General features: G+C 57.8%; 16 protein-coding genes. 7 read left to right on the top strand and 9 right to left on the bottom strand.

What is annotated here, in order from left to right:
- Positions 1-354 precede the first annotated feature (354 nt).
- Positions 355-1,377 carry a porin OmpA gene (locus OKC40_RS18880; RefSeq protein WP_042656135.1) on the bottom strand — a complete coding sequence of 341 codons (1,023 nt, stop codon included), beginning with the start codon at positions 1,375-1,377 and terminating at the stop codon, positions 355-357.
- Positions 1,378-1,685: 308 nt separating this feature from the next.
- Positions 1,686-2,282 (bottom strand): hypothetical protein, encoded by a 597-nt coding sequence (locus OKC40_RS18875; RefSeq protein WP_201932532.1) that lies wholly within the window; start codon positions 2,280-2,282, stop codon positions 1,686-1,688.
- Positions 2,283-2,539: 257 nt separating this feature from the next.
- On the opposite strand from OKC40_RS18875, the gene OKC40_RS18870 reads away from it, so the two are divergent.
- Together OKC40_RS18870 and OKC40_RS18865 are read left to right on the top strand one after the other, a co-directional pair.
- Positions 2,540-2,806: a helix-turn-helix domain-containing protein gene (locus OKC40_RS18870; RefSeq protein ID WP_040094449.1), complete on the top strand. Its 267-nt coding sequence runs from the start codon at positions 2,540-2,542 to the stop codon at positions 2,804-2,806.
- Positions 2,807-3,006: 200 nt separating this feature from the next.
- Complete coding sequence (locus OKC40_RS18865; RefSeq protein ID WP_270796584.1) at positions 3,007-4,368, top strand: sodium-dependent transporter; 1,362 nt, start codon at positions 3,007-3,009, stop codon at positions 4,366-4,368.
- Positions 4,369-4,440: 72 nt separating this feature from the next.
- Here OKC40_RS18865 and OKC40_RS18860 read toward each other — a convergent pair whose 3' ends face one another.
- A complete protein-coding gene (locus tag OKC40_RS18860) occupies positions 4,441-5,310 on the bottom strand; it encodes a patatin-like phospholipase family protein (protein WP_182939131.1) in 870 nt (289 codons plus the stop codon).
- Positions 5,311-5,356: 46 nt separating this feature from the next.
- The gene (locus OKC40_RS18855; RefSeq protein WP_201932528.1) at positions 5,357-6,898 is read right to left on the bottom strand and encodes a sensor domain-containing diguanylate cyclase; all 1,542 of its coding nucleotides are present in this window, start codon (positions 6,896-6,898) and stop codon (positions 5,357-5,359) included.
- 197 nt (positions 6,899-7,095) lie between these two features.
- Between OKC40_RS18855 and OKC40_RS18850 the strand changes: the two genes are divergently transcribed.
- The 3 genes from OKC40_RS18850 to OKC40_RS18840 all read left to right on the top strand — a co-directional run bounded on the left by OKC40_RS18850 (position 7,096) and on the right by OKC40_RS18840 (position 13,796).
- The gene (locus OKC40_RS18850) at positions 7,096-8,145 is read left to right on the top strand and encodes an efflux RND transporter periplasmic adaptor subunit (RefSeq protein ID WP_201932515.1); all 1,050 of its coding nucleotides are present in this window, start codon (positions 7,096-7,098) and stop codon (positions 8,143-8,145) included.
- Entirely contained in the window at positions 8,145-11,261 is a 3,117-nt protein-coding gene (locus OKC40_RS18845; RefSeq protein ID WP_270796583.1) for an efflux RND transporter permease subunit, read from the top strand. The genes OKC40_RS18850 and OKC40_RS18845 overlap by 1 nt, the downstream gene beginning before the upstream one ends.
- A gap of 186 nt (positions 11,262-11,447) precedes the next feature.
- A complete protein-coding gene (locus tag OKC40_RS18840) occupies positions 11,448-13,796 on the top strand; it encodes a YgiQ family radical SAM protein (RefSeq protein WP_270796582.1) in 2,349 nt (782 codons plus the stop codon).
- 92 nt (positions 13,797-13,888) lie between these two features.
- Here OKC40_RS18840 and OKC40_RS18835 read toward each other — a convergent pair whose 3' ends face one another.
- A complete protein-coding gene (locus OKC40_RS18835; protein ID WP_270796581.1) occupies positions 13,889-14,494 on the bottom strand; it encodes a DUF3226 domain-containing protein in 606 nt (201 codons plus the stop codon).
- A gap of 1 nt (position 14,495) precedes the next feature.
- Complete coding sequence (locus OKC40_RS18830) at positions 14,496-15,599, bottom strand: AAA family ATPase (protein ID WP_270796580.1); 1,104 nt, start codon at positions 15,597-15,599, stop codon at positions 14,496-14,498.
- A gap of 642 nt (positions 15,600-16,241) precedes the next feature.
- Between OKC40_RS18830 and OKC40_RS18825 the strand changes: the two genes are divergently transcribed.
- The gene (locus OKC40_RS18825) at positions 16,242-17,192 is read left to right on the top strand and encodes a transposase (protein ID WP_270796579.1); all 951 of its coding nucleotides are present in this window, start codon (positions 16,242-16,244) and stop codon (positions 17,190-17,192) included.
- Positions 17,193-17,561: 369 nt separating this feature from the next.
- Complete coding sequence (locus OKC40_RS18820) at positions 17,562-18,476, top strand: Gfo/Idh/MocA family protein (RefSeq protein ID WP_270796577.1); 915 nt, start codon at positions 17,562-17,564, stop codon at positions 18,474-18,476.
- Positions 18,477-18,591: 115 nt separating this feature from the next.
- Here the strand turns inward: OKC40_RS18820 and OKC40_RS18815 are convergent, their stop codons facing one another.
- From OKC40_RS18815 to OKC40_RS18805, 3 genes are all read right to left on the bottom strand, one after another.
- Positions 18,592-18,942: a TusE/DsrC/DsvC family sulfur relay protein gene (locus OKC40_RS18815; protein WP_042061983.1), complete on the bottom strand. Its 351-nt coding sequence runs from the start codon at positions 18,940-18,942 to the stop codon at positions 18,592-18,594.
- 23 nt (positions 18,943-18,965) lie between these two features.
- Positions 18,966-21,131 (bottom strand): YccS family putative transporter, encoded by a 2,166-nt coding sequence (gene yccS / locus OKC40_RS18810; RefSeq protein ID WP_270796575.1) that lies wholly within the window; start codon positions 21,129-21,131, stop codon positions 18,966-18,968.
- A gap of 249 nt (positions 21,132-21,380) precedes the next feature.
- On the bottom strand, positions 21,381-22,037 hold the full coding sequence (locus tag OKC40_RS18805; RefSeq protein ID WP_042061979.1) for a Bax inhibitor-1/YccA family protein: 657 nt from the start codon (positions 22,035-22,037) through the stop codon (positions 21,381-21,383).
- Between the last annotated feature and the right edge of the window lie 285 nt (positions 22,038-22,322).

Below are 22,322 nucleotides of genomic sequence, written 5' to 3'. Positions count from 1 at the left end.
AAGAGCCGGCTGGAATGACGACTATCGGGCTCAGTTATTCTTTGGTTAAAATATCAACAAAGTGTGCTCCCGCCCTGGGGCAATGCACTTGTTTTTATTGCTGCGAAAAATCGCCAGCAAAGTGGATAGCGAAGGCTTGGGACTCTCATGATGCAGTGGCGTCATGGACAACAGACCGGACAAGAAGCGCTTTTTAGTGCTTATCCAATACCTTACAGGCGCAACTACTTTATGCTTTCGGGGCGGGGCAGGCAAGCGCAGGGAGGGGGAACTGAGGGATGCAAGCGAGAATGAAACAAACAAAAAGGGATGCCGCAGCATCCCTTTTTTTCGCACTATCTGAACGAGGTCAGATTATTGCTGAACTTCTTGTACGCCAGATACGCGAACTTCTACGCGACGATCCGGAGCCAGGCAGGAGATCAGTTGAGCTTTAGCGGTTACGCCGTTGCACTTGGTGCCGGTAACCGGGTTGGCTTCGCCACGACCTTCGATGGCAACTTTGCTGGCAGCCATACCTTTGCTCACCAGGAAGTTGGCAACGGTACGGGCACGGGCTTCAGACAGCTTCTGGTTGTAAGCGTCGGAACCGATACGGTCGGTGTAACCAACAACAACAGCGTTGCCATCTTTCGGCTGGAATTCAACGATTTGCTGATACAGACCGTTCAGGGCTGCAACGCCTTCCGGCTTCAGGGTGTCTTTGCCGAAGGCAAACAGCACGTCTGAGTTCAGGGCGAAGTTCTTCTCTACCACTTGCGGAGCAGGAGCCGGAGCTTCTTCAACAACCGGAGCAGCTACCGGAGCTACGTAGGAAGTACGGAACGGGTGGTATACCGCTTCCAGAGTAGCAACGCTCTGGTTGGACTTGTAACGGTCACCGTTGTCGGCGTGCAGGTCAGCCACGTCCCACATGTAGCGGTAGCGAGCTTGCAGATCCAGCGCGTCACTTACTTTGTAAGTCACACCGGCACCGGCCAGCGGGGAAACTTTAGTGTCGCTTACACCCAGACCGTCGGTGTGAGCCCAGTAGGCGCCGCCTTCAGCGAACAGGGAGAAGTCGTTGCCAACCGGCAGACGAGCGATACCGGACAGGGTGGCACCCTGGTTTTCGTAACGGTTGCCGTCGGTGTTACCACGACCGGCATACTGGTAACCGAATTCGGTACCGAAGTTTTCGGTGAAGTTGTAACCAACGAAGGCGTTGGCTGCAGCTGCATCTTCTTGACCTACGTTGGTGCTTTCGATCTTGTTCAGACCGTTGAAGTGAGCAGCACCGACACCGGCACCGAAGTAGATGTCGTCAGCGGCGTGAGCAGCGGTAGCACCCAGAGCAGCCATGGCGATGGCGATCATGGAAGGAGCCATTTTCATCATAAAAAAATCCTCGTTGAGATCGCACGTTATTTACGTGCTTCACACTTTGTAATTTATGTAAGCTGCAGGCTCCGCCGTACGGCTGGCGTCGAGTCTGGCAGATGACCCGGCAGAACCGGGTTGCACACTCTCCTGGTGTGTCGAGTGCGCTGGCATGGCACGCAATGCGTGAGAAACCACTGCCAGGCAACTGATGTCATTCCGATGACGAGGCTCACTCTATGCCGATTTTAAAACATGATCAAGCTCACAAATGAGCCTTATGGCAAATTGTGTCGTGTCGTTAAATGGCTGTTTATCCAGATTAATTAGTGATCCAGATAGGCCCTGTGCAGTTTCTTTTCAAGTTTCATATAGGCCTGAACCCAGTCGGAATGCGGGTCGGCAGGATGTGCTCTGGCGGCAAAGACCGCGAGGTAATCTGCCTCGGTTGCATGCTCCAACAGGGGGGTAAATGTCATCAAGAAATGTCGGGCCAGATAGGGGTCAAGTGGCCAGATATTGAGGATGGCCCGCGCCACAGGCTGAACCGCAGCTGAACAGATGAAATGGCGGTGTCCGGCGTCCAGCCAGTCAGCCATCTTGCACAAGCCGGATTCGGGTACCAGACCGCCATCGCCCGGTGTCGTGGCCAGGGTAATGTTCTGCCCATTTACCGTGATGAGCTGTTCATTGTTATGCAGGGTGCCGTCGTGGCTGCGCAGGGCCAGGCCCGCGGCTTCCTGTTCAAGAAACAGGCTGCAGCTCTCCGGCAGGGCGGCCAGGATCTCGCTGGCATGGCTGTGCATCGATGCCGGAAGCCAGAATGCTTCGGCGCGATATTGTTCACCTTGCAGGCGCTGTTGTGCCAGTTCTGCAGGGCTGGAAACGGGGTGCAGGCGAGAGATAATGCCGGGAAACGCCATACTTATTCCTCTTATTGGGTAGCGGGCGAATTATACGAGTTATTCTGGCGGCAACAATAAAGGTTTCTTTTCGAGACTGTTTACCTGAGACGGCTGAGCGATTACCATCCCCGATGAAAGTAAGGGTTGTCGCCGAAAGGCGCTCATAAAGATAGAGGCTCGACCATAACGAGTCCGTACAAAACTGATACACTTGACTACGAGTCGTCGCGAAAAATAAAGGCGGAGTAAATCCGCCGAACGGAGTATGGAACATTATGAATTCAAATATCGTCACTGTTGGCAAGAAGATCCGTCAGATCCGTGAAGCGGTCGGTTTGAGCCGTCCGAAGTTTGCAGATTTGCTCGGTGTTCCTCCCACCACACTGAAAAACTACGAGCTGGGTTACCGTGAAGTCGGGGGCGCCTTCCTGGTTGCCCTGGCGCACCACCCGGATCTGCACAAGTTCACCCTCTGGCTGCTGGCAGACAAAAAAGTCGCCGAAATCGGTCAGATTGGACCGGATGATCTCGCCAAGGTGTGATCATCGATGTGAATAGAAATGCCGCCTTCGGGCGGTATTTTTTTGCCTGCAAATCAGAGCCCTGGTTGCCGCTTTTTTCTTATCTGTGCTCTATATAGGGCTTTTGCTCAAAACATCTTGGCAAACCACCATAAACCTCAGAAAATTCCGACCCTCAAAATCCGGTTCATCTCGCATGATGCGAAATAAGTGAGACAAGCATGAGTCAAACCTCCCCCAAGGCCCGCGACGGCTTTACCAGTAAGTTCGGCGTCCTTGCCGCCACCCTTGGTTCAGCCGTCGGCCTCGGCAATATCTGGAAATTCCCCTACCTGACCGGTGAAAACGGTGGTGCCGGCTTTCTGCTGGTCTATGTGATCGCCACCCTGCTGGTCGGTTTGCCGGTGATGATTTCCGAGATCATGCTGGGCCGCAAAAGCAAAACCGATGCGGTCACCACCCTGAGCAATCTCGCTCCGAAAGGGCAACCCTGGTGGCTGATTGCGGTGATGGGGGTGCTGGCGGCCTTCCTGATCATGTCCTTTTACTCGGAAGTGGCGGCCTGGGTGTTTGCCTACATCTTCAAGGCGATCGACGGCTCCATTCTCTCCACCGATCCCGAGGTGACCGGTGCGGCATTTGGCGCGCTGATCAGCAACCCGCTACAGAGCCTGCTGTGGCAGTGGCTGGTGCTGGCCCTGATGGGCGGCATCCTGCTGATGGGGGTCTCCAAGGGGATCGAAGCGGTCACCAAGAAGCTGATGCCGGTGCTCTTTATCCTGTTGCTGGTGATCGGTATCCGCAGTCTGACGTTGCCTGACGCGAGCGAAGGTCTCTCCTTCCTCTTCTCGCCAGATTTCTCCAAGATCACCGGGGCCGTGGTGCTCACCGCCATGGGGCTGGCCTTCTTCAAACTCTCCATCGGCATGGGCTGCATGATGACCTACGGCAGCTACTTCCGTGATGACCAGAACATTCCGCTCACCGCATTCCGGGTGATGTGCGCCGACCTGTTCGTCTCCATGCTGGCCGGTATCGCCATCTTCCCGGCGGTGTTTGCTTTCGGGTTCGAGCCGACCGCCGGCCCGTCGCTGCTGTTCATCACCATTCCGGCAGTGTTTGCCAGCATCCCGTTTGGCCATGTTTTCATGGTGCTCTTCTTCGTGCTGTCGGCTATCGCGGCCACCGGCGCCATGCTCTCCATTCTGGAAGTGCCGGTCTCGGTGCTCTCCGAGCGCTTCAAGATGAGCCGCCCCAAGGCGACCCTGATCAACCTGCTGGTGCTGGGTGCGGTGGGTTCCACCTGTGCGCTCTCCAACAGCGCCATGGCGGATGTGCAGATTGCGGGCAAGACCTTCTTCGATCTGTTCGACTACCTCTCCTCCAACATCCTGATGCCGCTCGGCGGTATCTTCCTCTGCCTGTTTGTGGGCTGGGTATGGGGCGAGGAGAAGATGCGCGATGCCCTGACCAATGGCGGTGAGCTGGTTCTGCCCATTCTCAAGCCACTGTTCTTCATCATCCGCTATGTCTCACCGCTGCTGATCCTGATCGTGATGCTCAAGGGGCTGGGGCTGTTCTAAGCCGAGGGTTTTGCCATAGCAAAAGAGCGCCGCAAGGCGCTCTTTTTGTTGATGTTGGCAACGAGGGCGGAGTTACAACAAGCCAAGACGAGACAGTTCATCCTTGAGTTGGTCGAGGTTGCGCTCGACGCAGGCTTCCCCCTCGTTGATGGCGTCGCTGGCGCGATGAAAATCCATGATAGAGAAGCTGCCAAGGCGCGGGCAGAGCTGGATCTCCGGCGGGTCACCGGCCATCCGGGCGCGGGTAATGCGCTCCTGCATGATGTTGATGGAGCCACTCATCACGCTCCACAGACCCGGGGTGGCTGGCGCGGATTCACCGCGATTGAGCCACTGACTGAGCAGGCCCATGCTGCCAGGTTGATCCGGCTCGTCGGTCCAGGGCTGGTGCATGTCGGTGTTGAGGTTGACGGCGATCACCACCTCGGCCCCCATGGCGCGGGCCAGCGAGATGGGTACCGGATTGACCACGGCGCCATCGACCAGCCAGCGGTCGTTGACCCGGGTCGGCGTGAGGATCCCCGGCATGCCACAGGAGGCGCGTACCGACTGGCGCAGCGGCCCCTGTTGCAGCCAGATCTCGCGGCCGGTATCGAGTTCGGTAGCGACACAGGCGAAGGGGATGGGCAGGCTCTCTAGCTCTGGATTGCCTAGGTGGTTGGCGGCGAGGCCAAACACCTTCTCGCCACGAAACAGACCGCCGGAGAGGGCCGGATCGAGCAGGCTGACCACCTGCAGGCGGGTAAAGCCGCGCACCCATGACTCCAGCCGGTCCAGCTCACCGGCGGCATAGGCGGCGCCAACAAAGCTGCCGATGGAGCAGCCTGCGATGAGGTCGGGCTTGATGCCCAGTCGTTCAAGGGCGCGGATGACGCCGATATGGGCCCATCCTCTGGCGGCACCGCTCCCGAGAGCGAGCCCTACACGGGGTTTACGTGGCACGACGTTCCTCCAAAAAGGGGTTGGAGCGACCAGCTTACTCCGCAAGTCAGGATGCGTCACCCTGCCATCTTTCGCTGCGGTTGCGCCCGTTGGCTTTGGCCTGATAGAGCGCCACATCGGCACGGCGCACCGCTTCATGGAGCGGGATACCCGCCTCGTAGGGGTGATAGCCGAGGCTGATGGTGACCACCAGATCGGGCTCGATGGCGGCCCAGTGATGATCGGCTACGGCGAGTCGGATTTGCTCTGCCAGCTCGCCGAGGCGGGAGGCATCACTGTGGCCTATCAGCAGCAGAAACTCCTCGCCACCCCAGCGGATCAATTTGTCCGACGGGCCGAGCTGCTGCTGGCAGAGCTGCACCAGCCGGATCAGCACCATATCGCCAACGGCATGGCCGAAGGTGTCGTTGACCCGTTTGAAATGATCCGCATCGAACATCAGGATCCCGGCCTGCAGTCGCGCCAGCTCGCCCCCCTGCTCCAGGCGCTCCAGATAGTGGCGATTGAAGGCGCCGGTGAGGGCATCGTGACAGGAGAGGTAGTTGAGCCGCTGATTGAGACGGTGGGACCTCAGGTTGGAGAGTACCGCCAGCAGCATAAAGAGGATGGCGAGCAGGGTCGGGGCGGACTGGCAGAGCATGGCCCACACCAGTGGCAGCAGGGTGACGCTGTGCACCAGTCGCAAGGGGGTATCGTGGATTGCCATGGTCAGCTGCCATGCCCCTTGTCGCCATTGATATTCGCCGGTTGGCTCGGGATTTTGCGGCAGCACGGGCTGCTGTGCACTGCTGGCCAGCACCTGATGGTACTGATTGAGCAGCAGATACTCCCCCAGTGCCGGGGTCAGTTTGTCGAGTTGTTGCTGCAGGCGGGCGAGCAGCACATCCATGCTGATCATCCCCACCAGTGTGCCGTCCTTATAGAGGGGTTGGGACATGGTGACCATGGGGCCGAGCCCGATAAAGTCATCGTAAGGGCGCGAGAGGACTGTCTTCTTGTCCGGGTTGGTGGCCGCCAGCGCATCTTGCCAGAAGCTCTTCCGGTAGATGGAGGGGTAGAAGCGAAACCGGCTGGAGGGTTGCCAGGGGTAGAGGTAGATAAAGTTGTCGATGCCGGTGAAGTAGACCCAGGCGATCTCGTTGCCAAGGCGCTGGCTGGCGGTGGCTAGCAAGGGGGAGAGGCTCAGGGCCAGATGAATGCGCGCCTCCCGCTCGCTGCCCGCTGGTGGCAACGGGCCCGCGCCGGTAAGGTTGCCCGCTAGTCCTGCAGGCAGGTTGGCGGGCAGTTGGTCGAGGGCCAGCCCCAGCTCCGGCAACTGCTGAATATGGCGGTAGAGCTGGCGGGTTAGCACCGATTGGGGGTCGCTGCGCAGCCGCTCCTCGGCCTGACCGCGCATCGCCTCCAGAAAGACCTCAATCTGCTTGAACTGATCCCGCAGGTAGATGGCGCTGTTGAGGGTATCGCTCTGGTAGAGGCGTTCTATCTGTTTCAGGCTTTGCCGCAGGGTCAGGCCAACCAGCAGGATGACCAGAGCAAACAGCAGCCAGGTCAGGCGGGTGAGAAAAGGGGTGGCTGACACATTGGGCATAGGCAACGATCGGGCATGGAAAAGAGAGTGTCGTGAGTGTAAGCGAAGAGGGTGGGAAAAGAATCGAACCATGCCCAATGGAGTGATCTTGCCCCCTTCCTGTTACGTTTTGTCACATTTATACATAGTCACGGCATAGTCTGGGGCTAAAATGGCCCCAATCTGGTTTTTCTTTCTCACTCTTCATGGATCGTTCGATGAAAATGCGTATCTGGCTCGGCTTGGGCCTTCTTCTAATCGTGGTTGCCGGCGTCTGGGCGCTGCGTCACAGCGAACCCGCCGCCAAAGCACAGGCCAGACAGGTCAATATCCGCACCCAAACCGTCAAGCAGAGTCTGGCTGAGCCGACCCTCAAGCTGGTGGGCAAGCTGGCGGCCAATCGCTCCGTCATCATCAGCCCCGAAGTGACCGGCCGCATCGTCAAGATTGCGGTGCAATCTGGTCAGAGCGTGACGAAGGGGGAGACCCTGATCGCGCTGGATGCGGGCAAGCAGCAGGCGGAGCTGGCCGAGCAGAGCGCCAGTCTGCGTGACGAGAACCGCAAGCTGGGGGATATGCGCAAGTTGGTGGCCCGTGGCGCCGTGACCCAATCCGAGCTGGAGGGGCAGGAGGCCACCGTGGCCCAGGTGCAGGCGCGCCTCGATGCCGCCCGTTACGAGCTCTCCCTGCGTACCTTGCAGGCACCCTTTGCCGGTACCGTGAGCCTGATTGACTTGAGCGAAGGGGCACTGGTCAACAGCGGCGATACCTTGCTGCATCTGGATGAACTCGACAAACTGCGCCTCGATCTGGCGGTGCCGGAGCGTTACCTCTCCCTGCTGCGCCCGGGCATGGCGGTCACCGCCACCAGTACCGCCTGGCCGGATCAGCAATTCAACGGCACCCTGACCACCCTCGACAGCCGCGTCTCCAACGATACCCAGAACATCAAGGCGCGGGTGATGATCCCCAATGGCAACGGCCAGTTGCGCCCGGGCATGCTGCTCAATGTGGAGCTGGCGCTGCCCGCCCAGCAGCTCACCCTGATCCCCGCCCAGTCGGTGGAGTACGCCGGTGAGCAGCGCTTTGTTTACCGTCTTGAGGCCGATGGCCGGGTCAAGCGGGTGCCTGTGGTGCTCGGCGAGACCGAAGGGGAGACCGTCTGGGTCACCGAGGGGCTGAAGGTCGGCGACCGCATCGTGGTCGAGGGGCTGGTCAATCTGCGTGATGGCGTGCAGGTGCGAGATCTGGCCGAGGTGAACGGCTGATGTGGCTCTCCGATATCTCAGTTCGCCGCCCGCTGGTGGCGGTGGTGCTCAGCGCCCTGCTCACCGTGTTCGGTCTGGTCGCCTTCAGCAAATTGACGGTGCGGGAGATGCCGGACGTGCAGATCCCGTCGGTTTCCATCAGCACCACCTATGAGGGGGCGGCTCCTTCGGTGATGGAGAGTCAGGTCACCAAGCCCATCGAGGATCAGCTCTCCGGCATCAGCGGCATCAAGAACATCAACTCCATGACTCGCAAGGGGCGCTCGATGATCACCGTCGAGTTCAAGCTCGGCTGGAACATGGTGGAGGGGATCTCCGATGTGCGCGATGCTATCTCGCGCGCGCGGCCACGGCTGCCCGATGATGTGGACGAGCCGCTGGTGACCAAGGACAGCGGTAACGGCGATGTGGCGATCTGGCTCAACTTCAGCAGCAGCCAGATGGATCGCACCGCCATGACCGACTACGCCAACCGCGTGCTGGTCGACCCCCTGAGTCTGGTAGACGGCGTGAGCGAAGTGGCGCTCTCCGGCGATCTGACCCAGGTGATGTATGTGCGGCTGCGTCCTGCCGACATGGCGGCCCGTGGCATCACGGTGAGCGATGTGGAAGAGGCCCTCAAGCGGGAGAACATCGAGCTGCCGGGGGGCGAGATCCGCAACAACTCCATGACCATGGCGGTGCAGATCGCCCGTCTCTACCACACAGCGGAAGATTTCCAGCAACTGCAAGTCACCACCGCCGCCAACGGCCAGAGCGTCTATCTGGCCGATATCGCCGACGTGGAGGTGGGGGCCAAGAACGAAGACAGCGCCTATCAGCGCAACGGCAAAGAGAGTCTGGGTATCGGCATCGTCGCCCAGTCCACTGCCAACCCGCTGGCTGTAGCGCAGGGGATCGAGAAGAAACTTGGCGAGATGCAGCGCTTCCTGCCGGAGGGGGCCAAGCTCGAGGTGGATTACGACTCCACCATCTTTATCAAGCAGGCCATCGACGAGGTGTACGAGACCCTGGCCATCTGCGCCGTGCTGGTGGTGGCGGTGCTCTATCTGTTCCTCGGGCAGGGGCGCACCACACTCATTCCGGCCATTACGGTGCCGGTGTCGCTCATCTCCGCCTTTATCGGCGCCTGGTATTTCGGTTTTTCCATCAACCTCATTACCTTGCTGGCGCTTATTCTCGCCATCGGTCTGGTGGTGGATGACGCCATCGTGGTGGTGGAGAACATCCACCACCATCTGCGGCGGGGTGAGCCGCCGCTGCTGGCGGCATGGCACGGCACCCGCGAGGTGGGCTTTGCGGTCATCGCCACCACTGCCGTGCTGGTGATGGTGTTTGTCCCCATCGCCTTTATGGATGGCATGGTGGGGCGGCTCTTTACCGAGTTTGCGATATTGCTCTCGCTCGCGGTGCTCTGCTCCTCGCTGGTGGCGCTGACCCTGACCCCGGCCATGGGTTCCTGGTTGATGCGCCCGCTCGATAAACCGAACCGGCTCACTGCCGGGCTCGATCGCGGGCTCGGCTGGCTGGAGGGGCACTATCGCCACCTGCTGGCGTGGGTGCTGCGTCGCTCCCGCTGGACGCCGCTGGTGCTGCTGCTCTGTCTGGGCGGTATCGGTGCCCTCTTTACCCAGCTGCCGACCAGCCTTACCCCGACCGAGGATCGCGGCGTCATCTATGTCTTCGTCAAGGGGGCAGAGGGGACCAGCATCGAGCGGATGAAGCGCAACATGCAGCAGGTGGAGTCCGCCATCATGCCGATGCTGGGCAAAGGGGTGGTGCAGGCGCTCAGCTTCAGTACCCCCGCCTTTGGCCGTGGCGGCGATCAGACCGGTATGGTGATCATCCAGCTCACCGACTGGGCTGATCGCGACGTCACCGCCACCGAGTTCTCCCGCTCGCTCGGCGCCAAGCTCTCCGGCATTCCCGATGTGATGATCCGCACCTTCCAGCCCGGTTTCCGTGGCGGCTCCACCGCTGCGGTGCAGTTCGTGCTGCAGGGCAACGACTATGCCGAGCTCTACCAGCAAGGGTTGGCGCTACAACAGGCGGCGCAGGGTAGCGGCCTGATGCTGAGCCCGGATCTCGACTACGCCGAGAAGACCCCCGAGCTGCAGGTGACCATCAATCGCGACAGCGCCAGCCAGCTCGGCATTCCGGTCTCCACCGTGGCCAACAGCTTGCAGACCCTGCTGGGCGGGGCGAGCAAGACCACCTATGTGGACAGGGGCGAGGAGTATGACGTCTACCTGCGTGGCAACCAGACCGAGTTCAACGGCATCTCGGATCTTGGCCGCATCTACCTGAAAGCGGCCAACGGCGAGATGGTCAGTCTCTCGACCCTGGCCACCGTCAAACAGGTGGCGACTGCCAACCGCCTCAACCACTACCAGCGCCAGAAGGCGATCACCCTGACGGCGGATGTGCATCCCGATCACACCCTGGGGGAGGCCCTCGATTTCCTCGATGGCTGGGCCAACGCCAACCTGCCCACCGGCATGACGGTGGATTACGCCGGTGATTCCAAGGATTACCGCGACAATCAGGGGGAGATGGTGCTGGTGTTTGGCCTCGCCCTGCTGGTGGTCTATCTGGTGCTGGTGGCCCAGTTCGAGAGCACCCTGACCCCGGCGGTGGTGATGGTGACGGTGCCGCTCGGCCTCTTTGGTGGTCTGCTCGGCCTCTGGTTGACGGGGCAGGAGATGAGCATCTACAGCCAGATCGGGATGATCATGCTGATCGGCATGGTGACCAAGAACGGCATCCTGATCGTCGAGTTCATCAACCAGCTGCGTCAGCGCGGGGAAGGGTTCGAGGAGGCGATCATCGCAGGCTCGGTGCGCCGTCTGCGCCCCATCCTGATGACCTCCCTCACTGCCATTATCGGCGCGGTGCCGCTGATGCTCTCCATGGGGGCGGGCTACGAGAGCCGGATGGCGGTGGGGACAGTGGTCTTCTTCGGGCTGTCGTTGGCAACCCTGGTTACCCTGCTGGTAGTGCCCGCCATCTACCATCTGCTGGCGCGCCACGCTGGAATGACAGGGGCGCGGGATCAGCAGGTAGACGAAGCGCTGGCTGCCAAGGGGGCAGGGGAGTCGCACCCTCCGGTGCTCTGACCTCAATCCTGACTTGAACCCAAGCGGGGGCCAGTTATCAGCCTCCCTCATTACAAGGGCGCCTGCGGGCGCCCTTGCTATTGCTGGCGGCGGCCTATTCCTCGGGATCTATAGGGACAAAAAGCCATCGCTCCCCTTGGCCGCAACCGGTATAATGCGCGACCCGAATTTTTCCAGGTGTTCAAAATGCAGCCGGTACCCAACCTTTTCTCCTATCCCCGCTATTGGGCCGAGTGCTACGGCACGGCGCCCTTCCTGCCCATGTCCCGCAAAGAGATGGACAAGCTCGGTTGGGACAGCTGCGACGTCATTCTGGTGACGGGGGATGCCTACGTGGATCACCCGAGCTTCGGCATGGCGGTCATCGGCCGCATGCTGGAATCCCAGGGCTTTCGGGTCGGCATCATCGCCCAGCCGGACTGGTCATCGAAGGATGACTTTATGCGCCTTGGCAAACCGAACCTCTTCTTCGGGGTGACCGCGGGCAACATGGACTCCATGATCAACCGTTACACCTCCGATAAAAAGCTGCGCCACGACGACGCCTACACCCCGGGGGATGTGGGGGGCAAGCGACCGGATCGCGCCACCCTGGTCTATACCCAGCGCTGCAAAGAGGCGTTCAAAGAGGTGCCGGTGCTGATTGGCGGCATCGAGGCGTCCCTGCGCCGCATCGCCCACTACGACTACTGGTCCGAGACTATCCGCCGCTCCATCCTGCTCGATGCCAAGGCCGATATCCTCATCTACGGCAACGCCGAGCGGCCGCTGGTGGAGGTGGCTCACCGCATCGCAGCGGGGGAGACCATCGACACCATGCAGGATATTCGCGGCACTGCCGTGATCCGCAAGGAGCCGCTGCCGGGCTGGAAAGGGGTGGATTCGAGCAAGCTCGACCAGATTGGCCGCATCGATCCCATCATGAACCCCTATATGGAAGGGGCCCCATGCTCGGATGACGCCACTGAAGCGGCTCCTGCCGCGCAGGAGGCCCAACCGGTGCTGGTGCAGCCGCCCAAGCCCAAGCCGTGGGAAAAAACCTATGTGAAGCTGCCGGCGTTCGAGCGGGTGAAAGAGGACAAGGTGCTCTACGCCCACGCCTCGCGCATTCTGCACCACGAGACCAACCCCGGCTGTGCCCGCGCCCTGTCGCAAGCTCACGGCGATCGCATCGTCTGGGTCAACCCGCCTGCCTTCCCGCTCGAAACCGACGAGATGGACGGCGTATTCGGCCTGCCCTACCAGCGAGTGCCGCACCCGGCCTATGGCAACGAGAAGATCCCCGCCTTCGAGATGATCAAGACCTCGGTCAACATCATGCGCGGCTGTTTTGGCGGCTGCTCCTTCTGCTCCATCACCGAGCACGAAGGGCGCATCATCCAGAGCCGCTCGGAAGAGTCGATCTTGAAAGAGATCGAAGATATCCGCGACAAGGTGCCGGGCTTTACCGGCGTCATCTCGGATCTCGGTGGCCCCACCGCCAACATGTACAAGCTGCGCTGCAAGAGCCCCAAGGCCGAGCAGACCTGCCGTCGTGCCTCCTGTGTCTGGCCCACCATCTGCCCGCACATGGACACCGACCACAGCCCGACCATCAACCTCTATCGCAAGGCGCGCGACCTCAAGGGGATCAAGAAGATCCTCATCGCCTCCGGCGTGCGTTACGACATCGCGGTCGAAGATCCCCGCTATATCAAGGAGCTGGCCAAGTACCACGTCGGCGGCTACCTCAAGATCGCGCCGGAACATACCGAGGAGGGGCCGCTCTCCAAGATGATGAAGCCGGGCATGGGCAGCTACTACCAGTTCAAGGAGCTGTTCGACAAATACTCCAAAGAGGCGGGCAAGCAGCAGTACCTGATCCCCTACTTCATCTCTGCCCACCCGGGCACCACCGATGAAGACATGATCAATCTGGCGCTCTGGGTCAAAGAGAACCGCTTCAAGCTCGATCAGGTGCAGAACTTCTATCCGTCGCCGCTCGCCAACGCCACCACCATGTATTACACGGAGAAAAACCCGTTAAACAAGGTGAGCCGCACCGGTGGCGATGTGTTTGTCGCCAAGGGCGAGCGCCGTCGACGCCTGCACAAGGCGCTGCTGCGCTACCACGATCCCGCTGGCTGGCCGATGATCCGCGAAGCCCTGCTCGCCATGGGCAAGGGCCACCTGATTGGTAACGGCCCCGGCTGTCTGGTACCGGCGGAAGGTCGCAACGAGCGCGCCGCCAGCGGCAAGGGGTTGAAACCGGCCCTGACTCGCCATAGCAACATTGCTCATCAGCGTGGCAATGGTGGTAATGGTGCAGGCAACAAGGCAACGGGCGGCAAACCGGTGGGTTCCCAGCTGCAGAAAGGCGCGGGTAATGGCAAACCGGCTGCACAGGGTGAAGGCAAGGGCAAACCGACTGGTAAACCAGCCCATAAGGGCAAGGCGCCGACCCGTGCAGGCTCTGCCAAGCCGGGCGCCAAACCCGCCGCTCAGGGCGGCAAGCCTGCGGCCAAAGGCAATGGTGCCAAGCGACCGGCACGGTGATATTTGCTGATTAGCAAAGTGATAGAAATAAAAAGGCGACCGGATGGTCGCCTTTTTATTTTTAAGTTATTCATTTGACAGGTAAATTGCGGCTACTTCAAATCATTCAAAAACTTTTTTAGTTCATTGAAATGTTCTGAATCAAGGTCAAAATAACCTTTTTGTGTAGCTAACCCTAAACTAGGAACAAATTTTTTCATTCCTGATAAATAAGCGTGTAATCTAGCTTTGTGTTCATTTTGTGGAAATACCTCTGGAGGTAGAGTGTTTTTCAAATTTTCTATGTACAGGTCGGCTTGAATTTTTACTGGGTTGTTAGATACGCTATCAAGGACTAAATTTTCCAGCATCCCTTCATCTCTATTCCCGGGCATAATAAACAAGCCAACCTTTCTATTTTCAACTGCTTTGATAGAAGAATGACTATCTGGTGCAGATAATCCATTTTTTTCTAAAATTGCTTTGATGCTCTGCAGTGCAGCTTTAATGCTGCTATCAGCATCTCGGATTATTGCGATAGATGTTACTTCATCAAAATTTCTATCATTAATTATAACTGGTAGCTCGTCTTTAAATTTATCTACACCACCCACTTCAATTATTTGATATTCTTGAAGCTCTTCCTTTTCACATAGTGCAGTAAAGAAACCTATTTCATCCTTTCCTTCAACAAGGATTATTTTGTCTGAGGTAATCATATTATCTTACCTCCCAATCTCTATCAATTGCACTGAAGAGCATTGAGCTTGTATAATGCTTTGGCATAATCTTGTTATTTTTCTTATCTATGCGATAAAACGAGATGTTTTTTTCAACGGATGAATCTTCTTTACTAGCAATATGTAGGCCTTTCAACACATCATTACTATGAGTAGTGATAAAAACTTGGCAGTTATTTTCTTTTGCAGCCTCAACAATAGTCTTCATTACATCGGGAAATAGTGAATAATGAATCCCATTTTCAATTTCATCAATACATACAATACCTGATTGCGTGGTTAATATTGCTGCTATTATAGATAGGAGTTTTGATACGCCTTCCCCCATAAATGACAACGGAACTTTTCTTTGAAGCCCAGTGTCACAATATATTATTGGTTGCTGCCCTTGCATGACTATTGATAGCGATTTTATAGATGAGTCTATAATTTTCAAATATCCTATTATTTTATCAAGACCTTGTTCTATATCAATTTTACCAATTCTCTCTGCATCAGCTTGGCCTGCCCCTTTACTTGATGAGAGTACAAATGTCACACGTTTATTTGGGTTTTTAAAATCATTAAAATTTAAATTAAGCTGACCGCCATCGATGGAAAATTGTGCTTCTCCGAGTGATTGAAAAGATGGTTTTTTCTCTTTGTAACTACATGAAAGGGTGTCAGACAGGTTGTTTTTATTTTGCGATGTTTGAATATTACCCCAGCTGACATTATTGTAATTAGGTGCGCTGTAATTATCGATAGATAAAGATTGAGTATTGCTTTTAATATGCTTATATATTGCTTCGCTTATATGGCCTGAGTCATTGACTTCAATACGCATTACCTTCGATGTATCAAGGTTATTAAAATATGGAATCCATAAATTATTAGGGGTTAGCTCAAAAGCAGGGATACCTCTCAGTGCAATAAGTTTGAAAAAAACATCTGGTGCACCTCTATCATAGAAAAGAAAAATGGATTCCAGAATTGAGGTCTTTCCTATATTATTTTGTCCAGCAATGAAGTTTACTCTTTTTAATTCATTTAACTCCAGCTTGCTAAAATTCTTGTAATTTTCTAAGGTTATTTTCTCTAACATAATAAGCCTTGTGCAGATTAAATTTAATTTAAAATATTTGGTATCTTTCAAATGGCAAAAAGTGTACTTTTTAAATATCTAATCTTATCTGTTGTATTACAAAAATCTGGGACATCCACTTTTTTGAGCAAGGAGAAGTGGAAATCTGGGACGCTCACCTTTCTGTGTGAGGCGTAAGACCACTAAATCTAACGCTACCGCCCGTGGATTACAGCTTCCAATATGCTCCCTTGACCCGCGCTGGTAGCAACCCATCGCAGTTCAACAGGTTCTGACTGGCCATGGTAAGCCAAACGAAACTGCTGAAGCGAGCCTTAACGTGACGTAACTATCAGAAAGAGAAATCTGGGACACCCACCTTTCTGAGCAAATCTTACGCTGCCGCCCGTGGATTACAGCTTCCAAAATGCTTCATTGACCAACGAGGGCAGCAACCCATCGCAGCTCAACAGGTTCTGGACGGATATGGTAAGCCAAACGAAACTGCTGAAGCGAGCCTTAACGTGACGTAACTATCAGAAACGTCTCGTTTTATGACCGCTATCAAACTCTTCTTGCTCTGGGGTAATCTGGGACACCCACCTTTTTGACAGCGGCGTAGTGCTGGTCTTGACTTGAGAGGTCACCGTTGAGGGATGCGCCATGACCATTGCCCGTTCACGTCAAATCAGTTTGCAGGATACGCATTACTACCACGTGGTCAGCCGCTGTGTGCGGCGAGCCTTCCTGTGCGGAGAGGATTCCCACTCCGGCCAGAGTTACGAGCATCGGCGTCAGTGGGTGGTCGACAAGTTGGGGCAACTATCGCGGCTGTTTGCTATCGGCATTTGTGCTTATGCGGTGATGAGCAATCACTATCATCTGGTGCTCAAGGTGGAGCCCGATACCGCAGCCAACTGGAGTGAGCGGGAAGTGGCTGAGCGCTGGGCGGCGCTTTTCCAGTGGCCGCTGTTGGTCAGGCGTTGGTATCAAGGGGAGATGTTGATCGAGCCTGAGCTGGCTGTTGTGCAGCAATTGCTGGCCCAATGGCGGGAGCGGCTTCACTCCATCAGCTGGTTTATTCGGCTACTCAATGAAAATCTGGCCCGTCAGGCCAATCAGGAAGATGGTTGCAAGGGCCATTTCTGGGAGGGGCGCTTCAAGAGTCAGGCTTTGCTAACCGAATCTGCCTTGTTGGCCTGTATGGCGTATGTTGACCTCAATCCGATACGAGCCGCGTTGACCGATCGGCCAGAGCAGAGTGACTACACCAGTATCAAACAGCGCCTTGACGAGCCTGCAGCACCTGAGGTTTTGCCACCACTTTTGCTGCCGTTTGCCAGCCAGGGGGAGCCTGAAGAGTTGACCTATGCCTTCACCGACTACCTGATGCTGGTTGATTGGACTGGCCGTGCTATCCGGCCCGACAAGCAGGGTCATATTCCGGCCCAACTTGAACCAATTCTGGAACGATTGGGACTGGAAGGTGTTCGCTGGTTGAAACAGGTGACGCTGTTCAGGCGACAAGGGATCAGAGTGGTGGGAGACAGAGAGCAATGCCAGCAGTTTGCCCGCCACTGTGGCCAGCAGCGCTGCCATCAACCACGGCTTTGATTGCTTCGCGTCCACCCTGCCGATAGCTCCGGGTATTGCACATAGCCCAGTAAATGGCTGTGCAGGGGCGGTTGCTTTCTAAACCTGAAAAGCTCTCTCACTAGCCAACTTTTGTAGGCATCAGTTCGGATGTATAGACCCTTATGGTGCCTGCAGCGGCCCTATAGTGGGTTGTTCCAAAAGGTGGGTGTCCCAATTTGCCACCAATTTGCCACAATTTGCCACCCAATTTGCCACCAATTTGCCAGAGACAAGCCGTTACCAGCCAGCGCGCTAACGGCAGGCTGGATCTGCGAGACAAATCCTGCGATGGTGCGGGCAGTTATCCGGTTATCCACTGATCCCGTTATCGAGTGAAAAGGAGTTGAGATGCGCATTGCCATGATTGGTCTGGGGGATATCGCCCAAAAAGCCTATCTGCCGCTGCTTGCCAGCGATGAGCGGGTCACCCCGCTGCTCTGCACCCGCAATCCATCGGTGCTGGAGCAGCTGGCTCGCCAGTATCGGGTCGCCGAGTGCTTTACCGATGTGGCGGCCATGCTGGCCAGCCGCCCCGACGCAGTGATGATCCACGCCGCCACCGCCGTGCACCGCGAGCTGGCAGAGCTGTGCCTGCGCGCAGGGATCCCCACCTTTGTCGACAAGCCCCTGTGCGACAATCTGGCCGAGGCCGAGGCGCTGGCCAACCTCGCTATCGCGCAAGATTGCGCCCTCTTTACCGGCTTTAACCGCCGCTATCTGCCCGCCATGGCCGAGGCGCGCGCCCAGCCGCTGACCGAGCTGAACTGGCAGAAACACCGCTTCGCCCTGCCGGGCAAGGCGCGGGATTTTATGTTCGACGACTTTATCCATGTGCTCGACAGCCTCTGCTTCTATGGTGGCGTGCCGGACGGCGACTTCCATGCGGTATTGCGCCCCTGTGCGCAAGACAAGAGTCTGCTGGCCGGGGTAAGCGTCAGCTGGCAGAGCGGCGATCGCGCCATCGGCGGCAGCATGAACCGCAGCGCCGGGATCACCGAGGAGCGCATCGATGCCTACGGCGACAATCTCTCCCTGCACCTTGAGAACTGCACCCGCGGCATCATCGCCCGCGACAAGCAGGCGCAGATGCTTAGCCCCAACGACTGGCAGCCGGTGCTGGCCCAGCGCGGCTTTGCCGCCATGCTGGAGCACTGGTATCAGCAGATTGCAATCGGCAAGGCAGATAGCGAGCTGATCGCCTCCTACCTGCACGGTCACCGGCTGGCGGAGCAGCTGGTAGCGCTGGTTGACAAGCGGGGATAAGGCTGGCCGAGTCAGTGCGAGGTATATGAATGGACGGTGCGCGAAGATAGCGCACCAAACACAACGGGGGGTCGCAGTTGCGGCCCCCCGTTGTTATGGGATGAGATGCATGGGATCAGATGCACTTCACCGGCTTGGGCAGGCCACCAATCTTGGTCGCCTGCTTGGCGGGTCCTTCCGGGAACAGCTTGTAGAGGTAGCGGCTGTTGCCCTTCTCGGGGCCGTACTGTTTTTCCATCGCCTTGACCAGCGCGCGGATGGCGGGGGAGGTGTTGAACTCCAGATAGAACGCGCGCACAAAGCGCACCACTTCCCAGTGCGGCTCCTCCAGCTCGATCCCCTCCTGCGCAGCCAGCACCAGCGCCAGCTCCTCGCTCCAGTCGCTGCTGTTGAGCAGGTAGCCCTTGGCATCGGTCTTTATGAGTTGGCCGTTGAATTCCAGCTGATGTTGTTCGGACGCAGACATGGGGCTCCTCGCTAATGGGGCTATCAGGATTGGGCGGGCATGGTAGCGCCTTGATCCCCGGTGAGCAACCGGCTCTCGTTGGCCAGATGCAGCAACTGATCCGCCAGCTCGCTGATCAGGTTGAGCTGCTGGGTCAGCATCAGCTGCTCCTCGCTGCACTCGATATCGCCATCCGTGGTGAGTAGCAGGTTCTTGCTGCCGATGGAGCTGGAGGGGGTGCCCGCCAGATGACCGGCCGCCTGCTCCAGGGTGTGGCAGATATGGTGGCGCATCTCATCCAGCCCGTTGACGGCCTCCAGCTTGTCGCGATGGGCCCCCAGCGCCGAGATGTAGGAGAGCAGGGCGTGGTTGCGCCAGGTGAGGGTAAAGCAGAGATCGAGGAAGCGGCGGCGCTTTTGCGGCTCCACCAGCATGCTCTGCCAGGCGGTCGCCAGCTCGCTGTCTGCCAGATGGGCGCTCTTGCGCGCTACCCGATAGTCGATGGACTCGTCCCGCTGCTGGGTGAGGCTCGCCAGCACCGCCGAGAGGTAGCGGGCGTTGGCCGAAAGTGAATTGGCGATCAGGGTCGGCAGCCGCTTGTACTGCCAGTCCGGCCACAGCCAGGCCACCAGCCCGTAAGAGATGAGACAGCCGAGCAGGGTATCGAGCAGCCGCGGCCCCAGAATGGCGAAGCCGATGCCATCGAGCAGGTTGAACGCCATCAGCACGTAGAGGGTGATAAAGCAGACCGCGGCGCTGTAGTTGTTGCGCACCTGGGTGAAAAAGAGGAAGGCGGCGAGCCCCATCACCACCAGCTGGATGTGCAGCTCGGGGAACAGCCAGAGCACCGGAATGCCCACCAGAATACCGGCGAAGGTGCCGAGCATCCGTTGCACCAGTCGGCGACGGGTGGCGCTGTAGCTGGGCTGGCAGACAAACAGCACGGTGAGCAAAATCCAGTAGCCCTTATCCATATCAAAGGCTTGCAATATGCCGTAGCCAATCACCAGCCCCAAGGAGAGGCGCAGCGCATGACGAAACACCATGGAGTGCAAGGTGAGGTGCTGTTTGAGCTGGGTCAGCAGTGGCAGGCGGGGCGGCTTGGCCAGCGCGGGCAGCTCTTGCTGCGGCTGCTCGGGGTTTTGCAGCACTTCGGCGCTGCCCAGCAGCTGGTTGATGCTGGCCAGATTGCGGCGCAGGAACTTCATCGGCGTCAGCAGGGTTTTCGGGTAGTGCTGCTTGAGATTGCTAAACTCCAGCTGATCGCCGAGGGCCTGCAGTGTCCAGTGAATGCGCTTGTTATGGCTGTAGGGCTTGTGCACCAGAATGGCGTAGCCCAAGCTCTGGCACGCCTCGGAGAGTTGCAGGAACAGCTCCTGAAATCCCTCCAGTACGATGCCCTGTTTGAGCTCCGCTTCCAGTCGGCTGTAGGGGTAGTGGCTGGAGGTGGCGCGCTCGTGAATTTCCAGCGCCAGCAGATAGAGGCGCAGCAGGCTGGCAAGTTCGGGGCTGGCCGGATGGCGGCGGCTCAGGCGGGCGTTGAGGGCCGATTTGGTGAGGGTCAGCGCACTCACCAGATTGATGTTGAGCTGGGCCAGATTGTGGCGAATAGCCTGGGCGCCGTGCTCGTCCGCCGGGAAGAAGCGGGATTTTTCCAGCAGGTAGCGACCAAGGGCGAAGTAGCTCTGGGCCAGCTGCTCGTGCAGGGTTTTGTAGGGCAGCAGCCAGAGCCAGATAAACGAGACCAGCCCGTACCAGAGGGCACCAGCGCCGAGCGCCAGCGGCTGGTAGAAGAGATCCGGCGCCTTGGCGGCCCCCAGCATGGTGTAGATGGCGATCAGCAGCGAGCCAAAGCTGATGGTGGCGTAGCGGGCACCGAGCGCCCCCACCATCACGAAAATAAAGGTGGAGCTGGCGAGCCCAATGGCAAACAGCCAGGGGGTGGGGTAGAGATACTGCACGCACAGGGACGCGAACATGAAGCAAATCAGCGTCATGGCGAGGTTTTTCAGGCGTCCCCACAGGCTGTCGTCGGTTTCGGCGATGGCGCCCGCCACTACCCCGAGGGAGAGCAGTACGGTGAGCTGGATATTGCCGGTGGCCAGGGTGAAGGCGAGCAGACCGAGAATGGCCAGCAGCACCTTGAGGGCGAAGTAGATGTGGCTATCGGTCAGCAGTCGGCGTAACAAACCGGAGAAGTCCATGGGCATGCTAGGCACCACCCTTGAGCGAAGCAAAATCGATGTGACTATCAGTCAGCAGTCGGCGCAGCAGGCCAGAGAGATCCATCGGCATGAGACAGGTGAAACCCTTGATCGAAACGAGAGCGAGATAGTAACCCGCCAAGCGCGAAGTGGCCCTGATCCAAATCAGGGCCACTTCGCTTCATATCCTTGATTTACAACTTATCCTGACAGAAAGAGGAGCCAATAAAAACCCCGCCGAAGCGGGGTTTCTGATTAGTTGCGGTTGCCGCCAAGCAGGCTCAGCAAGCTCAGGAAGATGTTGTAGATGGAAACATACAGGGTGACGGTCGCAGAGATGTAGTTGGTCTCGCCGCCGCGCACGATCTGCTGGGTAGTCAGCAGGATGGCGCCGGAAGAGAACAGCATGAACATGGCGGACAGGGCCAGGCTAAGGGCGCTCATCTGCAGGAAGATGTTGGCCACCATGGCCACCAGCAGTACCCAGAAACCGACGAACAGCATGCCGCCGATGAAAGAGAGGTCACGCTTGGTGGTCAGGGCATAGGCTGACAGACCGAAGAAGGTGAGCGCGGTGCCGCCAAGGGCGGTCATCACGATCTCGCCGCCACCATTGTTCATGTACATGTTGATGATGGGGCCCAGGCTATAGCCCAGCAGACCGGTCAGGGCGAAGGTGAATACCAGCCCCATGCCGTTGTTGCGATTCTTCTCGGTCAGGAACATCAGACCGTAGACGCCGATCAGGAACACGGCCCAGTGCAGCGGCGGCATGTTCATCACGGTAGCGATGCCCGCCACCACGGCAGAGAAGCCCAGAGTGAGGGAGAGCAGCATATAGGTGTTACGCAGCACCTTGTTGGTATCGCGTACGGCACTTTGGGTGCCAGTGTAGATAGAACGGGTATCCATCTTGGGTGTCCTCTTGATGTCCGGGTGAGACGGCGAGCGGCCGCCTCGTGATCGCTGTTTGTTACTGCATGTAATAGGCATTGTATGTAGAACAAATAGGGATGACGAGGAACAATTTCAAGCCACCTGCCATTTTGCTCCCGCACACTATCCCACAGGAAATATGTATTGCATATGAACAAGGGCTTAGCGTAGTATGCACGCCGTTCGGAGGGGTGGCAGAGCGGCTGAATGCACCGGTCTTGAAAACCGGCGATGGGCGACCATCCGTGGGTTCAAATCCCA

Source organism: Aeromonas sp. QDB11 (assembly GCF_027705265.1).
Classification (GTDB): domain Bacteria; phylum Pseudomonadota; class Gammaproteobacteria; order Enterobacterales; family Aeromonadaceae; genus Aeromonas; species Aeromonas allosaccharophila.
Note: the sequence above shows the minus strand (reverse complement) of the source record. Positions and strands in the feature narration are given on the sequence as shown.

Coding starts and splice junctions, on each gene's coding strand:
- OKC40_RS18875 (WP_201932532.1), bottom strand. CDS start 2,282: ATGGCGTTTCCCGGCATTATCTCTCGCCTGCACCCCGTTTCCAGCCCT.
- OKC40_RS18855 (WP_201932528.1), bottom strand. CDS start 6,898: ATGCCCAATGTGTCAGCCACCCCTTTTCTCACCCGCCTGACCTGGCTG.
- OKC40_RS18830 (WP_270796580.1), bottom strand. CDS start 15,599: ATGTTAGAGAAAATAACCTTAGAAAATTACAAGAATTTTAGCAAGCTG.
- OKC40_RS18880 (WP_042656135.1), bottom strand. CDS start 1,377: ATGATGAAAATGGCTCCTTCCATGATCGCCATCGCCATGGCTGCTCTG.
- OKC40_RS18870 (WP_040094449.1), top strand. CDS start 2,540: ATGAATTCAAATATCGTCACTGTTGGCAAGAAGATCCGTCAGATCCGT.
- OKC40_RS18835 (WP_270796581.1), bottom strand. CDS start 14,494: ATGATTACCTCAGACAAAATAATCCTTGTTGAAGGAAAGGATGAAATA.
- OKC40_RS18850 (WP_201932515.1), top strand. CDS start 7,096: ATGAAAATGCGTATCTGGCTCGGCTTGGGCCTTCTTCTAATCGTGGTT.
- OKC40_RS18820 (WP_270796577.1), top strand. CDS start 17,562: ATGCGCATTGCCATGATTGGTCTGGGGGATATCGCCCAAAAAGCCTAT.
- OKC40_RS18825 (WP_270796579.1), top strand. CDS start 16,242: ATGACCATTGCCCGTTCACGTCAAATCAGTTTGCAGGATACGCATTAC.
- yccS (WP_270796575.1), bottom strand. CDS start 21,131: ATGCCCATGGACTTCTCCGGTTTGTTACGCCGACTGCTGACCGATAGC.
- OKC40_RS18845 (WP_270796583.1), top strand. CDS start 8,145: ATGTGGCTCTCCGATATCTCAGTTCGCCGCCCGCTGGTGGCGGTGGTG.
- OKC40_RS18805 (WP_042061979.1), bottom strand. CDS start 22,037: ATGGATACCCGTTCTATCTACACTGGCACCCAAAGTGCCGTACGCGAT.
- OKC40_RS18815 (WP_042061983.1), bottom strand. CDS start 18,942: ATGTCTGCGTCCGAACAACATCAGCTGGAATTCAACGGCCAACTCATA.
- OKC40_RS18865 (WP_270796584.1), top strand. CDS start 3,007: ATGAGTCAAACCTCCCCCAAGGCCCGCGACGGCTTTACCAGTAAGTTC.
- OKC40_RS18840 (WP_270796582.1), top strand. CDS start 11,448: ATGCAGCCGGTACCCAACCTTTTCTCCTATCCCCGCTATTGGGCCGAG.